This window comes from Oenococcus kitaharae DSM 17330, from assembly GCF_000241055.1.
Lineage (GTDB): Bacteria > Bacillota > Bacilli > Lactobacillales > Lactobacillaceae > Oenococcus > Oenococcus kitaharae.
In genome coordinates this window covers 239,848-255,459 of record NZ_CM001398.1, presented here as the reverse complement: position 1 = coordinate 255,459, position 15,612 = coordinate 239,848, and the positions used below count along the sequence as shown (strand labels likewise).

Below are 15,612 nucleotides of genomic sequence, written 5' to 3'. Positions count from 1 at the left end.
AGCAAGGGGGCACTATGTCAAATTCATTACCACGCGAAGATGCGGCCCATGTCGCACAACTCGCCAAGCTGCATTTCTCCGATCAGCAATTAGATGTTCTGACCGGTCAATTAGCCAGTATTTTAGACCTTGTCGAGACATTAAACGAGGTCGATACGGAAGGTGTTGAGCCGACCTATACTGTTTCAAATAATGTCAATGTATTAAGAGAAGACTTGGCTGTCAAGTCAGGACAAAAGGCTGCTTTATTGGCCAATGCGCCGGAAACGCAGGACGGGCAGATTAAAGTTCCCGCGATTATTGATGAGGAGAGCTGAGATGACTGATTTTTTTCAGGAAGATTTAGTTAGTTTGCACAAAAAATTAGTCAATAAGGAAATTACCGCTGTTGACTTGGCAAAGGCAGCTTTAGATAAAGCTGAACATGCCCAAAAAGACGTCAATGCCTATATCACTTTGGACCGTCAAGGTGCTTTAAAACGCGCTGCTGAAATCGACGCTGCCGGCATTGACGCTGACAATATTTTTTCCGGCATTCCTTTGGCTGTCAAAGATAACATTGTCACCAAGGGGCTTCGGACAACAGCTGCTTCGCATATTTTGGACAACTTTGTCCCAATTTATGATGCAGCCGTCATGGAAAAGCTGAACAAACTGGGATTGGTTGTGATTGGCAAAACGAACATGGATGAGTTTGCCATGGGCGGTTCGACTGAGACCTCGTTCTTTGGCAAGACGGCAAACGCTTGGGATCACACAAAGGTTCCCGGCGGTTCTTCGGGCGGATCGGCAGCAGCTGTTGCTTCCGGCCTGATCCCATTTGCATTGGGTTCTGATACAGGCGGTTCGATTCGTCAGCCGGCTGCTTTTAACGGCATTGTTGGTTTGAAACCAACGTACGGCCGTGTCTCACGCTGGGGACTGATTGCCTTTGGTTCCAGCTTGGATCAGATTGGTCCTTTGACACGGACTGTTAAAGATAATGCACGTGTTTTGTCAGTGATTGCTGGCAAAGACCCTCGTGATACGACAAGCGAAGACAGCCCGGTACCGGACTTTTTAGCCAACATTGAAGGCGGTGTTAAGGGCTTACGTGTGGGCGTGCCTAAGGAATATTTTGCTAAGGGTATCGACGACGACGTCAAAGCAACCATCAAAAAAGCGATTGCTAAATTTGAGGAATTAGGTGCCGTCGTTGATGAAGTTTCCCTGCCGCATTCTCGCTACGGCATTGCCGCCTACTATATTCTAGCTTCGTCTGAGGCTTCTTCGAATCTGCAGCGTTTTGATGGTATTCGTTACGGTTATTCAGCACGTCAAGAAGGCCAGACTCTAGAAGATTTGTATGTCAAGACACGTTCTGAAGGCTTTGGTCCAGAAGTAAAACGGCGAATTATGTTAGGAACATTCGCCTTATCAGCCGGATTCTATGATGCCTACTTTAAAAAGGCCGCTCAGGTCCGGACTTTGATTGTGTCTGATTTTACTAAAGTTTTTCAGGATCATGATTTGATTTTGGGCCCAACGACGACTTCGACAGCCTTTGACCTTGGCTCTGAAGATGATGATCCAGTCAAAATGTATATGAATGATTTGCTGACAATTCCTGTGAATTTGGCTGGTCTGCCAGGTATGTCGATTAATGCCGGTTTTGCTAATCATCTGCCGGTCGGTCTGCAGATTATTGGCCGTCCTTTTGATGAAAGCACGATTTACCGCGCAGCCTATGCCTTTGAACAGGCGACAAAACTATATGAACAGCATCCGGAGGTGAGTTTCTAATGTCGAGTTTTGAAACAACAATTGGGCTGGAAGTCCATATTGAATTAAAAACAAAATCCAAAGCCTTTTCACCTTCGCCGGTTAATTTTGGTGATCCGGCTAATGAAAATACGAACGTGATTGATTGGGGCTATCCTGGCGTTCTGCCTTCTGCTAACAAAGCCGCTCTAGAAGGCGGTATGATGGCCGCTTTGGCACTGAATGCACAGATTTCGCGCGATGTACATTGGGATCGAAAAAATTATGTTTATCCTGATAACCCGAAATCATATCAAGTGACTCAACAGCAGACGCCGATCGGACATGATGGTTATGTGGAAATTCAGATGCCTGATGGTCAGACTAAGCGTATTGGAATTAAAGAACTGCATGTCGAAGAGGATGCCGGCAAAAACTCGCATTCTGGCAAGGGCTATTCCTTGGTCGATTTGAATCGTCAAGGGACGCCATTGGTAGAAATTGTTTCCCAGCCAGATATTACCAGCCCTGAAGAAGCCTACCTTTATTTGGAGAAACTGCGTCAGCTGATCCAATTCACGGGTATTTCTGATGTGAAGATGCAGGAAGGCTCGATGCGTGTTGATATCAATATTTCCGTTCGTCCGATCGGGGCCGCGAAGTTTGGTACCAAAGTCGAAATTAAAAACGTCAACTCGTTTCAATATGCTCGCAACACATTGATTTATGAAGAGGAACGCCAACGCGAAGAATTAATGGCCGGTCACACAATTGGTCAAGAGACGCGTCGTTTTGATGAGCCGACCAAGTCAACGATCCTAATGCGTGTCAAAGAGGGGGCCGATGATTACCGTTATTTCCCAGAACCTGATTTGCCGCCAATTCACGTTTCCGATGCTTGGATTGATGAAGTCAGGTCGCGTTTGCCGGAAGCTGCTGCTACTCGCGTCCACCGTTATATGACTGAGTTCGGCCTCTCGGATAAAGATGCTGCTGTACTGACGCAGACACTCGAAATGGCCAACTTCTTTGATCAGACAGTTGCCAACGGTGCTGATCCAAAGCGGGCTGCCAACTATTTGATCGGGGATGTTAATGCCTATCTGAACGAGACGCAATTAGATCTTCAAAACACCAAATTGACGGCAGTTAATTTAGCTGAATTGATCAAGCTGATTGATGATGGTACAATTTCGACGAAGCAAGCCAAAAAAGTCTTCACTGCAATTACCGAAGGTAAAGACCCCAAGGCTTATGTCACGGAAAATGGTCTTGTACAATTATCCGATCCATCAAAATTGACGCCGATGATTAGTCAGATTCTGGATAATAACCAGCAATCTGTTGATGACTTTAAGGGCGGTAAAGATCGTGCGATTGGTTATTTGACTGGCCAAGTAATGAAAAGTACGCATGGCAATGCCAATCCTAAAGTGGTTCATGAACTGCTGCTGGCTGAATTGAGCAAGCGCTAAATTGCATATCACTTCTAAGACCGCCTCTCTAGCGGTCTTTTTTTGTCCAAGGCCGTCCCGTTATCCTCTATAATTGTTTTTATATGAAACGAGCACGTATAATTTATAACCCTTCCTCTGGACGTGAAGCCATTCAAAGAGATTTAGTCGAAATCATGAAAGTTTACGAGAAGGCTGGTTATGAGACATCTGTATTTGAAACAACACCTAAGGCTTTTTCCGCGCGCGATGAAGCAGCACGAGCAGCTCAAGATGGGTTTGATTTAGTTGTGGCTGCCGGTGGAGATGGGACAGTTAATGAAGTCGTCAATGGCATTTCAGGTTTAGACAAACGCCCTTTAATGGCCGTTATTCCTTCTGGGACTACCAACGATTATGCGCGTGCCTTAAAAATTCCGCGCGATGATTTAGTCGAAGCAGCCAAAGCAATCAATAAGCACGAAACGATCAAAATGGATATCGGCAAAATCACCGATGGCAAATCACGCCTGGACTACTTTATGAATATCGGCGCCTTGGGTACTTTGTCTGAATTGACTTATGAAGTGCCATCCATGCTGAAGTCGTTGTACGGTTATTTGGCTTATATTACAAAAGGTGCCGAGCTGATTACGCGGATTAAATCAGTGCCAGTCCGCATCAGCTATGATGATGGCGTTTATGAAGGTGAAGTTAGCCTGGTATTGTTGGCCCTAACCAATTCAGTCGGCGGTTTTGAAAAAATTGTCCCCGATGCCAAGCTGGATGATGGCAAATTTTCTTTGCTGATTGTTGAAAAGTCCAATATTGTTCAGCTGTTTAACTTGATTACCAAGGCGCTGAATAATGGCTCGCATATCAAAGATAAGCTGATCACTTATATCAAGACGAGCAAAGTAGCCGTTGCGCCTTTATCTAATGACCAGATGAAAGTGAATTTAGATGGCGAGTTTGGTGGTGTGGCGCCAATGGCTTTTGAAAATCTCCAGCAGCATATTGAATTTGTTGCCGAGACTTCCAAAATGCGTCCCGGGTCTCGTATGCGGGCTCAGACAGCCAATGAAGTGATGGTTAAGCGGGCTGAGGAAGAATTTAAAACGGCCTCAAAATTGGTCAAAAAGCACAAGGAAGGCAGTAAGTGAGTAAAAATAATCGTCCTAATTTGGTTAAAAATCAAGAATTAGTCGGGGATGTCATCGATTTGACCTACGAAGGGCTCGGGGTCGTCAAAATTGATGACTTTCCGATTTTTGTTTCCGACAGCCTGCCAGGCGAGAAAATCTCTTTTGCAATTACGCGTGTTTTAAATTCTTATGCCTTTGCTCGTGTGCTAAAACGACTGACCACTTCACCGGACCGCGTGATTAGCGAGCATGCCGACATGATTGCCAGTGGCATCGCACCGCTTGTAAATCTCGCTTATCCGGCACAGCTGGCTTTTAAAAGAGAACAAGTCCGTCAGCTGTTTCATAAAGCGGGTCTCGATCAGGTTGAGGTGCTGCCGACCATTGGCATGGCCAACCCGACTCATTACCGCAATAAGACGGTCGTACCGATTAAGTTTCAGCAGGGACGTCTGACGACGGGTTTTTATCGCCGCGGGTCGCACAAGCTCGTGCCAATCAATGACTATTATTTAAACGATCCGAAAATTGATGCTGCTGTCGGAATTGCACGTGATGTGCTGAATCGTTTTGGTGTCTCCGCTTATGACGAAATCACACGGGAAGGCTTGCTGCGTTATTTAATGGTGCGCCGTGGCTACGTCACGGGTCAAATGATGCTGGCGATCGTTGCAACTGGCAAAAAATTGCCGCAGGAAAAAGCGGTTGTTGCTGCGATTAAAAAAACTTTACCGGATTTGACCAGTCTGATTTTAAATTACAATCCCAAGCAAACTAATGTCCAGTTGGGTCTGGATAATCGTGTTCTCTATGGCAGCCCCGTGATTCATGACACACTACTGGGCTTGGATTTTGAGATTGGCGTGAATTCTTTTTATCAAGTTAATCCGCAGACGACAGCCGTTTTATATCAGAAAGCTGCTGAGATGGCAGATCTTGCCGGTGATGAATTAGCCATTGATGCCTATTCGGGAATCGGCACAATTGGCTTGTATATCTCCAGCCAAGTGAAAAAAGTCATTGGTGTGGAAGTTGTTGCACCGGCTGTCGCTGATGCCAAGAAAAACATGCAGGCCAATCATATTCAAAACGCCGAGTACATCGCGGCTGATGCGCCCGAACAATTTGTTAAATGGGCACAGGCCGGTATTCGCCCGGATGTGGTCTTTGTTGACCCGCCAAGAAAGGGCCTTTCACCAGAACTGATCGAGGCCGTTGGCCAGATGCAGCCGAAAAAATTTGTCTATGTTTCCTGCAACCCGGCCACTTTGGTACGCGATGTCGTTTTGCTTAGGCAGCAAGGTTATCAAGTGGCCAAACCTGTACAGCCGATTGATCAGTTCCCGCAGACCATGCATGTGGAGTGCGTGCTGTTGATGACACGAGTCTAATTTTCATCAATAGTTGTAATGCTAGTTCAACAGTGAGTCAAGCCGAGTGAGATTTTTTTATCTAAACCGAGTGTCTAACAGAATTGTTTCTGTTTTAATTCTTTGTCGGCTATTTTCTTCAAAATTACTTGCAAAAATACAGGAAAACAAAACGCTCAGAACATATTTAATGGCTACTTGTGATGAAAAAGTAGAAAATTTGATAGATGGATCTTCTTTTTTAAATATCGGTAGAACAATATCGCTCAGCTTTGCGATAGACGAGTCGCGTTTGGCACTAATTGCGATTATTTTCGAGGCGCTGCTTTTGAGTATCTTGATTAAACGCACCAAATTTTTATTTTCCCCACTATACGAAATAATGATGGCACAATCGTTTTTATCTAAAGTTAAAGCAAGTTGCAAATCTTCAGAGGGTATTGTGGACATTAACATATTTAGATGTATTTTCATTAAGTCATTCTGAAAAGCCAGTGCATCGATATAGGTATCACCGGATGCAAATATTGCCACTCTTTTCCCTTGAAGAATCATCTGCACAGTATTTGCCAAAGCCTCGTTTGAAAGCAGTTGATAGGTACTTTCCATGGATTCGCGAGATAATTCCAAGATTTTTTTTGAAATATCTAAGTTAGAATCCTGATTTGTAAAAGGAAAATCAGCATTGACACTAGCTATTTCTTCAAATTTGTCTTGTAAATTAGCAGATAACGTGATTTTGAACTGCTGGTAACCTTTTAAACCTATTTTTCGACATAACCTGACAATTGTTGATGTTGAGGTGTAAGTTGCCTTGGCGAGTTCTTGGATTGACATATCCAATACCTTGTCTTTATTCTGTAAGACATAATTTGCAATCGTAATTTCTGAGTTATTGAAGTGGCGATGTTTTTCCAGTTCTTGGACAATATTCATGTTTACTCCTTTGCTTCAAAAATCAAGGTATTTCTTTTTGTACTTTGAACTAAAAATATCTAAAAGTAAATATCGTATTTGGTCATGTTTGGCACAATGTTCAAATAATGAGCTGTAAAATACGCGTTTACGGAACAAATTTACAAAGTAAAATGAAAGCGTTTACATTGAGATAATTATCTGCTGTAATGAGTTTGTGAAGGTGATCAATTGCGAACTTCGAACGATTGGATTGCGCGATTGTCTTAAAAGGACAGGAGATGATAAGATGCATGATTTTATTGATGTTTTCCAGCACTTGAGAAAGCACCTCTTAGCGGGAGTTTCTTACTTAATTCCCGTAGTCGTAGTTGGTGGTATTATGACTGGTCTTGGTGTTGCTTTTGGTGGGCCGACTGTATATAAGGATTTGGGCAGTTTTCCGGCTTTTTTGTTCACACTGGGAAAGACAGGACTGAACTTAATGGCTCCTGTGATTGCTGCATATATTGGTTTTTCCATTGCCGATAAGGCAGCTATTGCGCCAGGTTTTATTGTTGGGCAATTAGCACAGGATAGCGGTGCTGGGTTTTTAGGTGGCGTATTTGCTGGACTGTTCTGCGGCATTGTGATTATGTTTTTGAAAAAAATCAAAGTACCTAAGAATTTTTCTGCATTAGTCAGTATCATTGTCATTCCGTGTATTGCAGCCTTATCGGGCGCTATGATTATGAATTTTGCGGTGACTGGGTGGGTGGTAGCTTTTATCCACTGGCTTACTACTTTTGTATCCGGATTAGGAACGAGCAACCTAATTTTGATAGGCATCGCTTTTGGCATTATCGGTTCCTTTGATTTGGGTCTTTTTGGTTCTAAAGCGTTGAGCGCAGTTTGTTTATCTATGCTAGCAACCATTGATCCTAAAACTGGTCTACCAATTATGATTGCACAAAGGCTGCTGTTAACAACTGTCACCGCGACAGTTGTACCACCTTTAGTTTGCGCTTTAGTGACATTAGTTCGCCCAAAGATATTTACAACTGAAGAAAAAGAAGTTGGACGAGCAGCGCTCTTCTTGGGAGCTTTTGGTATTACAGAGGGCTCTATTCCATTGGCTCTTTCCGATGCCAAGGTATATGCAGGATGTATCGTTGGTGCGACTGCAGGAGCTATTTCTACCATATTGTTGGGTGCCGGAACAATGGTCAACTGGGGTGGTATTCCGACTTTTCCAGGAACAACAAATGTTTGGCTATACGCACTTGCTGTGCTGATTGGTACCTTAGTAGGAACCCTCTTTATTATTTTAACTAAACATCAACGGACAAAGTTAGATGACACGACCGATCAAGATGTAAAAGTAACGCAAGAAGGCGAAGAATTCGATTTGAATCTTTGATGAGGAATGAATATCGAATATGTTGATTGATGAAAAATTGATTAAACTTGATGCAAATTATCACAGTAAAGAAGAGGTGATTCGGAATGTTGCTCAACTGTTTTGGGACAGCAATAAATTAAACGATCAAGAAGCTTATATTCAGGCGGTCTTAGATCGTGAGACGGAACTTTCGACAAATCTCGGAGATGGTATTGGTTTGCCACATGCTAAAACATCGGCTGTCAAGGAAGCTGGATTGGCCTTTGTAAGATTGCAAAAACCAATTCCATGGGGAGATCAAGAACCAGTTCGTATTGTTTTCCAGATTGCTGTCAGTAATAGTTCAGCAAACTTGCACCTCAAAATATTGTCTCAATTGGCTAGAAAATTAATTTATGACGATTTTAAAGAAAAACTTTTTAAAATTAATGATCCTGTAGAATTATTGGCTTTACTTTCTGAAGCCACTGGAGGCATCTTAAAATGAAAATATTAGCAGTAACATCTTGTCCGGCTGGTGTAGCACACACCTTTATGGCTGCGGAAGCGATCGAAAAAGCCGCTAAAAATGCTGGAGTGGCAATCAAAGTTGAGACACAAGGAGCCTTGGGCATTGAAAACAGAATTGGTCCTGATGATATCAAAGGAGCAGCAGCTGTTGTTTTAACCAATGACATTCCGATTCGAGAAAGGGAAAGATTTAATTCTTTGAAGATATTCAATGTTAGTTCGACTGCAATGATTAAATCTGCTCCTAAAATTATTGAAGCAATCGAGGAAAAAATATGACTAAATTTTCATGTATCACCCCGTTTGCTGGCCTTGCAGTGCATATTGGGAGTCGCATAACTATCGGCATCGTATTGAGGAGGCTTTAAATGAATGTTGGTATTATTGGTTCTGGTTTGATCACGCAAGCAGCTTTAGATATTTTTTCCCGATTAGAAAATGTGCAATGCACCGCGATGTATTTTCGAAGTGTTGATCAAACATCGGCTGCTTTGATCCAGAAAAAGTATAAAATCAATACTATTTATGACAACATTGATGACTTTCTAAGTGATACCAGCTTCAATGTGGTGTATATAGGTGTGATCAATAGTGCACATTATGGTTTTGCAAAGAAAGCACTCTTAGCAAACAAGCAGGTTATTAGTGAAAAAGCTTTTACATCAACTTACAAAGAGGCCGCAGATCTCGCTAAAACAGCTGAAGATCATCAACGCCTATTATTTGGCGCTAATCGATTAACCTACACCGAAAATTTTAAAGAGATTCAGCGAAGGATGCCGCAACTCGGAGATATTAAACTGGTTATGTGTAATTATTCGCAATATTCGCGAAGATACAATGAATATTTAAAAAGGCATGTTTTGCCGGTCTTTGATCCAACATTGTCCGGCGGATCGCTTTATGACATCAATGTTTACAATGTTTACTTTGTAGTTGCCCTCTTTGGCGAACCACAAAGTGTTCACTACTATCCAAATAAAGGATTTAACGGTATTGACACATCGGGGATTCTTGTCTTAACTTACAAAGGATTCCAAGCTGTTTGCAGTGCCGCTAAAGATTCTGAAAGTTCACCGTTCATGACCGTCCAAGGAACTAAGGGACACATTGATGTAGAGTCGATTCCTTCTCAGGTTGAGAATGTTAGCTTGACACAAATTGGTCAACCAACACAAACTATCAATTTGAATCATTATGATGATGCCATGGAAAATGAATTTATTCAGATCTTCAAAATAATTAACGAAAAAAATGATACATTAGCTGCTGCAAATTTAAATGTCACTCTGAATGTTATGAAAGTTCTAGAAACGGCTCGTCAGGACGCGGGAATCAGATTTACAGCAGATGATCAAGATTAATATCTCATAGCAGGAGGGATTTTTAGTTGATATTTAAACAGTACAATTTCACGGAAGGCAAATATGATTTACAAGGTGATGGTAGGCTTGTTTCTGATATTTCATATAAGAATGACTCCAAAAGAAATAAATTAGACTTATACCTGCCGTCAATTAAAAAGGATAAATATCCGATTGTAATTTTTATCCATGGTGGTGGTTTTATCAAAAGTGATAAGACACATCATTTGAGTGAAATTTTAAATGTATTACAAGATGGCTATGCGGTTGTGAGCCTTAATTACCGTTTGAATGACGAGGTGGTTTATCCGGAAAACTTAGAAGATTGCGTTGATGCAATTAATTTTTTGAGTCAACACAGCCTAGACTGGCACATAGATACTCAAAGAATAGTGCTTTGGGGAGAGACTCACGGCGGCTTATTGGCCAGTCAAATTGGTATTCAAAGACATTTATCGGCTTTTTATCGAATTGTAGGTGTGGTTAGTTTTTATGCACCAATTAACCTTTATGAATTTCATCAAGTACAGATCAATACAGGACAATTGATGAAGATAGGCGACCAAAGTGCTGACCAATTATCTTTTGGTGAAGATAACGAGGACAAGCTTCTCAAACTTTTGCAATCTTATGATCCTCTATCCGACATTGATGGTACACAGCCGCCTTTTTATCTATTGCATGGAGAAAAAGATAGTTTTGTACCACCGGCGTTTTCACAGCGCTTTGCAGATACTTTGACGCGGAATGGTGTCCCAATAATTTTGAATTTTGTCCCAAACGGCACCCACGGTATCGACTTTTATGATCATGAAGTTTACAACATCCCAATTAGAAAATTTATTAATAATTGCTTTATTCGATCGTGATCCGGTGTCGTGTATTGGCAAAGTTTGACAAATGCAAGTTGAAAAATTAGAAAATAGTGAGGAAAAAATATGTTATTCACATCGTTAATGCATGTGTCGTTTTACGCAAAGGACATCGAGACGATCCGCGAATTTTACGTAGATAAGCTTGAGGGAAATATTAAGATGCTGGTTAGAAACAGTGTCTATCGAGATCAAAAAGGCCATCCTTTTTACGAAAGGGCACAAAAAGATCCACAAGGCATTGCAATTATTTATTTTGAATTAGCACCTGGCCAATTTGTTGAGTTTTTCCCAGCCTTCGATGAACAGAAACCACATACGCATTTTAATGAATATGTTGGTTATTCGCACTTCAGCTTGCTGGTTGACGATATTCAGCAGACTAAAGAGAAGCTCATCAATAAAGATATTGCCATCGATTCTGGACCTAGTATTGGTAATTCGCATACTTGGCAAATGTGGATTCACGATCCAGAAGGAAATAGAATTGAGATCATGCAATACACGGACCAGTCATATCAGATTGTTGGGAATATTCAAGAAAAAGAAGAATAAAATTTTTCAAATTTGTATAAAAAACCTTCCTCGTCAGGCAAATTCCCAGATTTGGAAGGTTTTTAGTAGTCAATTCGATTGTCAGACTAATGTGATACCGCCGTCAACAACTAAAGTCGAACCAGTGATATATGATGCATCATCAGAGACCAAGAATAATGCAGGCTTGGCAATTTCTATCGGCTGTCCAACTCTTTGCATTGGAATGATAGCCTCCAGGTATGACATCTGTTCGCCATTAACGGTATTTAAGATCGGTGTTTCGGTAATGCCCGGGCAGATGGCATTAACGCGAACACCTTTTGCAGCGTAATCGCGCGCCAGGACCTTGGTTAGAGAAATCAAGGCACTTTTTGAAGCACTATAGGCATAACTATTTGAATTTGTCGAGAGGCCCGCGATGGAGCTTGTATTAAGAATCGTACCTTTGGTTTTCATCAAATAAGGCATCGCTTGTTTGCACATCTGAAAAGGTGCTTTCAGATTAGTATCCATGACATCGTCAAACTCTTCGTAGGTCATTTCCTCAAGCGGTTTGGCCACTGAAATACCTGCATTGTTGAATAAAATGTCGATTTTGCCGTATGCCTCAATTGTGGTGTTCAACAGCTTATCAATGTCATCGGTATTTAACATATCGGCTTGAACAAAAACGGCTTCGCCGCCTTGATCTTTGATATGTTGAACGACCGCACGGCCGTTTTCCTGATTACGGCCAGCAACGACCACTTTTGCGCCCTCAGCAGCGAACAATATCGCTGAAGCTTCTCCGATACCTGATGTACCGCCGGTGACAATAGCCACCTTTTCTTTTAATTTCATAGTCATTCTCTCCAATGAGAAGATTGCGGACAATGCTGCGTTTATTGAAAACGCTTATATTTGCAATACTGTTTCTGGATGAGTCCGCTTCAACAGTATGTGATAATAATAACATATTCTCTAAGCTGATATAGTTGCCTGCCAGGGAGATACAGGACAAGCCAAAGCGAGTGAAAATAAGGTTACAATATGCTTGTCTTGAGACTTTTTAGCCCTTGTTATCGGCATCTGATAGGCAAAAAGAGTATCAAGAACTGTAATGATATGAACCGAATGTATTTAAAAATTTTCCTAGAGGATAATCATATGGCAACTAGCAATATTGATGATTATATAGCTGCACAGGCGGAGTCTTTACAACCGGTTCTTCAGAAAATCCGTCAAACAATTAGAGCTGCGGCACCAGACGCCACCGAAAAAATTTCTTATGGCATGCCGACTTTTTGGCAAGGGACGAACTTGATTCATTTTGCGGCCTTTAAAAATCACATTGGCATATACCCGGGCGGTCGAGCTCCCGCGGTTTTTGCCGACCGGCTGAAAAATTATAAAACTTCCAAGGGTACGATTCAGCTGCCTTTTGACCAGCCAATCGATTATCAATTAATTTCAGATATTGTTGTTTGGCGGCTTGCGCAGCAAACAACAGGCGGATATTCTGCATGACCTTTGAGCCGCTAAGATTCCTTTTGCTGTTAAGATTTATGACATGCTCGTCAATATTCAAAGAGCTTTAGTGTATATTCTCGTTAAATAGATTTGCGAGGTATGGCATGAAAAATTTTTTCGGTATTTTAGGCGGCATGGGTACGCGTGCGACTGAGGCATTTATTGACAGCATTAATCAATTGGCTAGGGCACAAAAAGACCAAGATTATTTGAATTACATTGTTTTTAATCACGCAGCCATACCAGACCGCACAGCCTATATTTTGGGTCGTTCTAAAAAAAATCCACTGCCTTTTTTAATCGAAGATGTCCAGCAAATGAACCAGCTTTCTCCCGATTTTATTTTGATTACCTGCAATACGGCACATTATTTTCTGCCCCAGTTGCAAAAAGCCGCACACATGCCGATTTTAGATATGCCCAGTTTAGCTGCGGCCGCTTGTAAACAATTTTCTTCTAAGAATTTGCGTGTTGGCTTATTAGCGACTTCCGGTACGATTGATGCAGCTATTTACCAACCGCATATTGCTGCATTGGGCTATCAGACAATCTTGCCCGACCCTGTTTGGCAGCAGAAAGTCATGGATGTCATTTACAAGGATGTTAAAGAAGCCGACCAAGTGAACCGGGTACGTTTCCACGCCTTGATTGAGCACATGCTCATCGATGAAAAGTGTGATTGTGTGATTTTAGCCTGTACAGAGTTATCGGTGGCTCAGCAGCGCGAAGCCTATGAATCGGACCGCGTGATCGATGCTCAGCAATTGTTAGCACGTCGAGCGGTGCAGCTGGCACGTTCTTTACAATTTAGCTGAACGAATTTGTTAATCTTTTTAGGAGGAGAAAATTACTAATGAAGAAAAATGTGTACTTTAGTCATGATGGTGGTGTCGATGATTTAGTTTCGCTGCTTTTGCTGATGCAAATGGAGGATATTAACCTGACCGGCGTGGGCGTCATGGGTGCTGATTCTTATTTGGAACCGGCCTTGTCGGCAACGAGAAAGCTGATTGACCGTTTTGGCCATGGTCTGCAAATTCAGCCGGCAGCATCTGACTCGCGTGCTGTTCATCCTTTTCCTAAAGAATGGCGCATGGATGCATTTTCTTTTGATGCCTTTCCACTGTTAAACGAAAGCGGCCATATTCAGACAGCTGTCGCTGATAAAGCGGCGCATCTGGATTTAATTGACAAACTGCAGGCTCAGACAGGCAAAACCACTTTGGTCATGACTGGGCCTTTGAGTGATCTGGCTCGTGCTTTAAAAATTGATCCGACGATTACGGATAAAATTGACGAGCTTTATTGGATGGGCGGTACTTTAGACAACAAGGGCAACGTAGCCGAACCTGAGCAAGATGGCACAATCGAATGGAACGCTTACTGGGATCCGCAGGCCGTTAAAGATGTCTGGGATTCGTCCATCAAGATTCATATGGTTGGGCTGGAAAGTACGCGCCAGGTCCCATTGACGCGTGATATTCGTCGTCACTGGGCATCACAGCGCAAGTATCCGATTTTGGATTTGATCGGTCAGGGTTATGCGTTAGTACCACCCCTAGACCACTTTGAGACAAATTCGACTTATTTCATGTGGGATGTGCTGACGACCCTATACAGCGGTTATCATGACGTGGCCGAAACTAAAGAAGTTTTGAGTGATGTTTCAGTCAGCAGCCCGTCAGACGGCCGGACTTTTGAAACAGCCGATGGTCGGCCGATCACCCTTGTTACCAAGGTAGATCACGACCGTTTCTTCCAATTAATTGATGAATTAGGTAAAAAAATCTATTAGTGTGCCAGATAATCTTGGTTAAATCTATAATTCACATATTTTTGTTAAAAAACTACCATAGTAAATGGTAGTTTTTTAGTTAACTATATATTCTCATTCCACTTGATTCACGGCCCATTTGGCTTTTTTACCAGACAGAACACGTACAACTTCACTTGCTGAATCAACAGCCATTCTTTCCATGCATTCTTTCGTATTAGAAGCAATATGCGGTGTTAACAGTACGTTATCGAGTTGATAAAACGCACTGCTTAACGGCAACGGTTCTGCATCAAACACATCTAAGGCTGCGGCACGGATTTGATGCTCGGCTAAGGCCTTTATAAGCGCTGTTTCATCAATTAGAGCCCCGCGACCCAAATTAACCAAGGAAGCCGTCTTTTTCATGAGACTGAATTCGCGCTTTCCAAACGAATGCGTAGTTTGTTCATTGACAACCAAATGAAGTGTAATAATATCAGCTTGACTGATTAAGCTGTCTCGGTCAACTAGCTTTCCGACTTGGCTGTCCTTAATAAACGGATCAAAAATTAAGACCTTCATCCCTAGGGCTTCAGCTTTTTGGGCAACGATTCGGCCGATTCGGCCATACCCCATGACGCCAAGTGTCTTACCATTTAAATCAAAACCCATATGAGTGGTCTTGTAGGCGAAGTTTCCCAGGCGCATTTCATGTGAAACGCGTGTTAAGTTTTTCGATAGATCAAAAATTTCAGCTAAAGTCGTTTCGGCCACGGTTGCTGCATTTGCTGTCGGTGTGATTGTGACAACAACACCTTGTTTGGCTGCAAATGTTGGATCAACATTATCGAATCCCACACCATGGCGAGCAATAATTTTCAAATTAGGAAATTGTTTTAACGTCTCATTATCAAAAGGGTCGGTCATTAGAATAATGCCATTTGCGTCTTGACCGTATTTTAAAATGGTTTCCTGTCGATCGTCTGGTACTGTAATCAGATCGAAATGATGTGTTAACAAATAATCTTTCCCTGCTTGTGATAAATTTTTAGGTACAACTACTTTCATGGTTCTTTCTCC

General features: G+C 42.1%; 17 protein-coding genes. 14 read left to right on the top strand and 3 right to left on the bottom strand.

Translation table 11 applies throughout. The features are described 5' to 3' along the window. Window positions 1–14 precede the first annotated feature (14 nt). From gatC to rlmD, 5 genes are all read left to right on the top strand, one after another. Window positions 15–317 (top strand): Asp-tRNA(Asn)/Glu-tRNA(Gln) amidotransferase subunit GatC, encoded by a 303-nt coding sequence (gatC, locus tag OKIT_RS01250; protein WP_007744617.1) that lies wholly within the window; start codon window positions 15–17, stop codon window positions 315–317. A gap of 1 nt (window position 318) precedes the next feature. After that, window positions 319–1,782: an Asp-tRNA(Asn)/Glu-tRNA(Gln) amidotransferase subunit GatA gene (gene gatA / locus OKIT_RS01245; protein WP_007744616.1), complete on the top strand. Its 1,464-nt coding sequence runs from the start codon at window positions 319–321 to the stop codon at window positions 1,780–1,782. Then, the gene (gatB, locus tag OKIT_RS01240) at window positions 1,782–3,215 is read left to right on the top strand and encodes an Asp-tRNA(Asn)/Glu-tRNA(Gln) amidotransferase subunit GatB (protein ID WP_007744614.1); all 1,434 of its coding nucleotides are present in this window, start codon (window positions 1,782–1,784) and stop codon (window positions 3,213–3,215) included. Before gatA ends, gatB begins: the two co-directional genes overlap by 1 nt. 83 nt (window positions 3,216–3,298) lie before the next feature. Further along, window positions 3,299–4,336 carry a diacylglycerol kinase family lipid kinase gene (locus OKIT_RS01235; protein WP_028291811.1) on the top strand — a complete coding sequence of 346 codons (1,038 nt, stop codon included), beginning with the start codon at window positions 3,299–3,301 and terminating at the stop codon, window positions 4,334–4,336. Next, window positions 4,333–5,709 (top strand): 23S rRNA (uracil(1939)-C(5))-methyltransferase RlmD, encoded by a 1,377-nt coding sequence (gene rlmD / locus OKIT_RS01230; protein WP_007744612.1) that lies wholly within the window; start codon window positions 4,333–4,335, stop codon window positions 5,707–5,709. Before OKIT_RS01235 ends, rlmD begins: the two co-directional genes overlap by 4 nt. A 57-nt stretch (window positions 5,710–5,766) precedes the next feature. Here the strand turns inward: rlmD and OKIT_RS01225 are convergent, their stop codons facing one another. Further along, on the bottom strand, window positions 5,767–6,624 hold the full coding sequence (locus tag OKIT_RS01225) for a MurR/RpiR family transcriptional regulator (RefSeq protein WP_007744611.1): 858 nt from the start codon (window positions 6,622–6,624) through the stop codon (window positions 5,767–5,769). A gap of 268 nt (window positions 6,625–6,892) precedes the next feature. Here OKIT_RS01225 and OKIT_RS01220 point away from each other — a divergent pair, with 268 nt between their 5' ends. The 6 genes from OKIT_RS01220 (at window position 6,893) to OKIT_RS01195 (ending at window position 11,285) form a co-directional block, all read left to right on the top strand. Beyond that, a complete protein-coding gene (locus tag OKIT_RS01220; RefSeq protein ID WP_007744610.1) occupies window positions 6,893–8,002 on the top strand; it encodes a PTS fructose transporter subunit IIC in 1,110 nt (369 codons plus the stop codon). Window positions 8,003–8,021: 19 nt separating this feature from the next. Further along, window positions 8,022–8,471, top strand: a complete 450-nt coding sequence (locus OKIT_RS01215) for a PTS sugar transporter subunit IIA (RefSeq protein WP_007744608.1) — start codon at window positions 8,022–8,024, stop codon at window positions 8,469–8,471. After that, on the top strand, window positions 8,468–8,773 hold the full coding sequence (locus OKIT_RS01210) for a PTS fructose transporter subunit IIB (protein WP_007744606.1): 306 nt from the start codon (window positions 8,468–8,470) through the stop codon (window positions 8,771–8,773). Before OKIT_RS01215 ends, OKIT_RS01210 begins: the two co-directional genes overlap by 4 nt. 89 nt (window positions 8,774–8,862) lie before the next feature. Continuing rightward, the gene (locus tag OKIT_RS01205) at window positions 8,863–9,858 is read left to right on the top strand and encodes a Gfo/Idh/MocA family protein (RefSeq protein ID WP_007744603.1); all 996 of its coding nucleotides are present in this window, start codon (window positions 8,863–8,865) and stop codon (window positions 9,856–9,858) included. Between the two features lie 26 nt (window positions 9,859–9,884). Next, the gene (locus OKIT_RS01200; RefSeq protein WP_007744602.1) at window positions 9,885–10,727 is read left to right on the top strand and encodes an alpha/beta hydrolase; all 843 of its coding nucleotides are present in this window, start codon (window positions 9,885–9,887) and stop codon (window positions 10,725–10,727) included. A 69-nt stretch (window positions 10,728–10,796) separates the two neighbouring features. After that, window positions 10,797–11,285, top strand: a complete 489-nt coding sequence (locus OKIT_RS01195) for a VOC family protein (RefSeq protein ID WP_028291810.1) — start codon at window positions 10,797–10,799, stop codon at window positions 11,283–11,285. 81 nt (window positions 11,286–11,366) lie between these two features. Here OKIT_RS01195 and OKIT_RS01190 read toward each other — a convergent pair whose 3' ends face one another. Beyond that, window positions 11,367–12,107 (bottom strand): SDR family NAD(P)-dependent oxidoreductase, encoded by a 741-nt coding sequence (locus OKIT_RS01190; RefSeq protein WP_007744597.1) that lies wholly within the window; start codon window positions 12,105–12,107, stop codon window positions 11,367–11,369. Between the two features lie 306 nt (window positions 12,108–12,413). On the opposite strand from OKIT_RS01190, the gene OKIT_RS01185 reads away from it, so the two are divergent. The 3 genes from OKIT_RS01185 to OKIT_RS01175 all read left to right on the top strand — a co-directional run bounded on the left by OKIT_RS01185 (window position 12,414) and on the right by OKIT_RS01175 (window position 14,571). Continuing rightward, window positions 12,414–12,773 (top strand): iron chaperone, encoded by a 360-nt coding sequence (locus OKIT_RS01185; RefSeq protein ID WP_007744594.1) that lies wholly within the window; start codon window positions 12,414–12,416, stop codon window positions 12,771–12,773. 107 nt (window positions 12,774–12,880) lie between these two features. Further along, window positions 12,881–13,591 (top strand): aspartate/glutamate racemase family protein, encoded by a 711-nt coding sequence (locus OKIT_RS01180; RefSeq protein ID WP_007744593.1) that lies wholly within the window; start codon window positions 12,881–12,883, stop codon window positions 13,589–13,591. Between the two features lie 38 nt (window positions 13,592–13,629). Next, on the top strand, window positions 13,630–14,571 hold the full coding sequence (locus tag OKIT_RS01175; protein ID WP_007744592.1) for a nucleoside hydrolase: 942 nt from the start codon (window positions 13,630–13,632) through the stop codon (window positions 14,569–14,571). A gap of 93 nt (window positions 14,572–14,664) precedes the next feature. On the opposite strand, the gene OKIT_RS01170 is transcribed toward OKIT_RS01175, so the two are convergent. Then, the gene (locus OKIT_RS01170) at window positions 14,665–15,600 is read right to left on the bottom strand and encodes a phosphoglycerate dehydrogenase (protein ID WP_007744591.1); all 936 of its coding nucleotides are present in this window, start codon (window positions 15,598–15,600) and stop codon (window positions 14,665–14,667) included. Window positions 15,601–15,612: the final 12 nt, after the last annotated feature.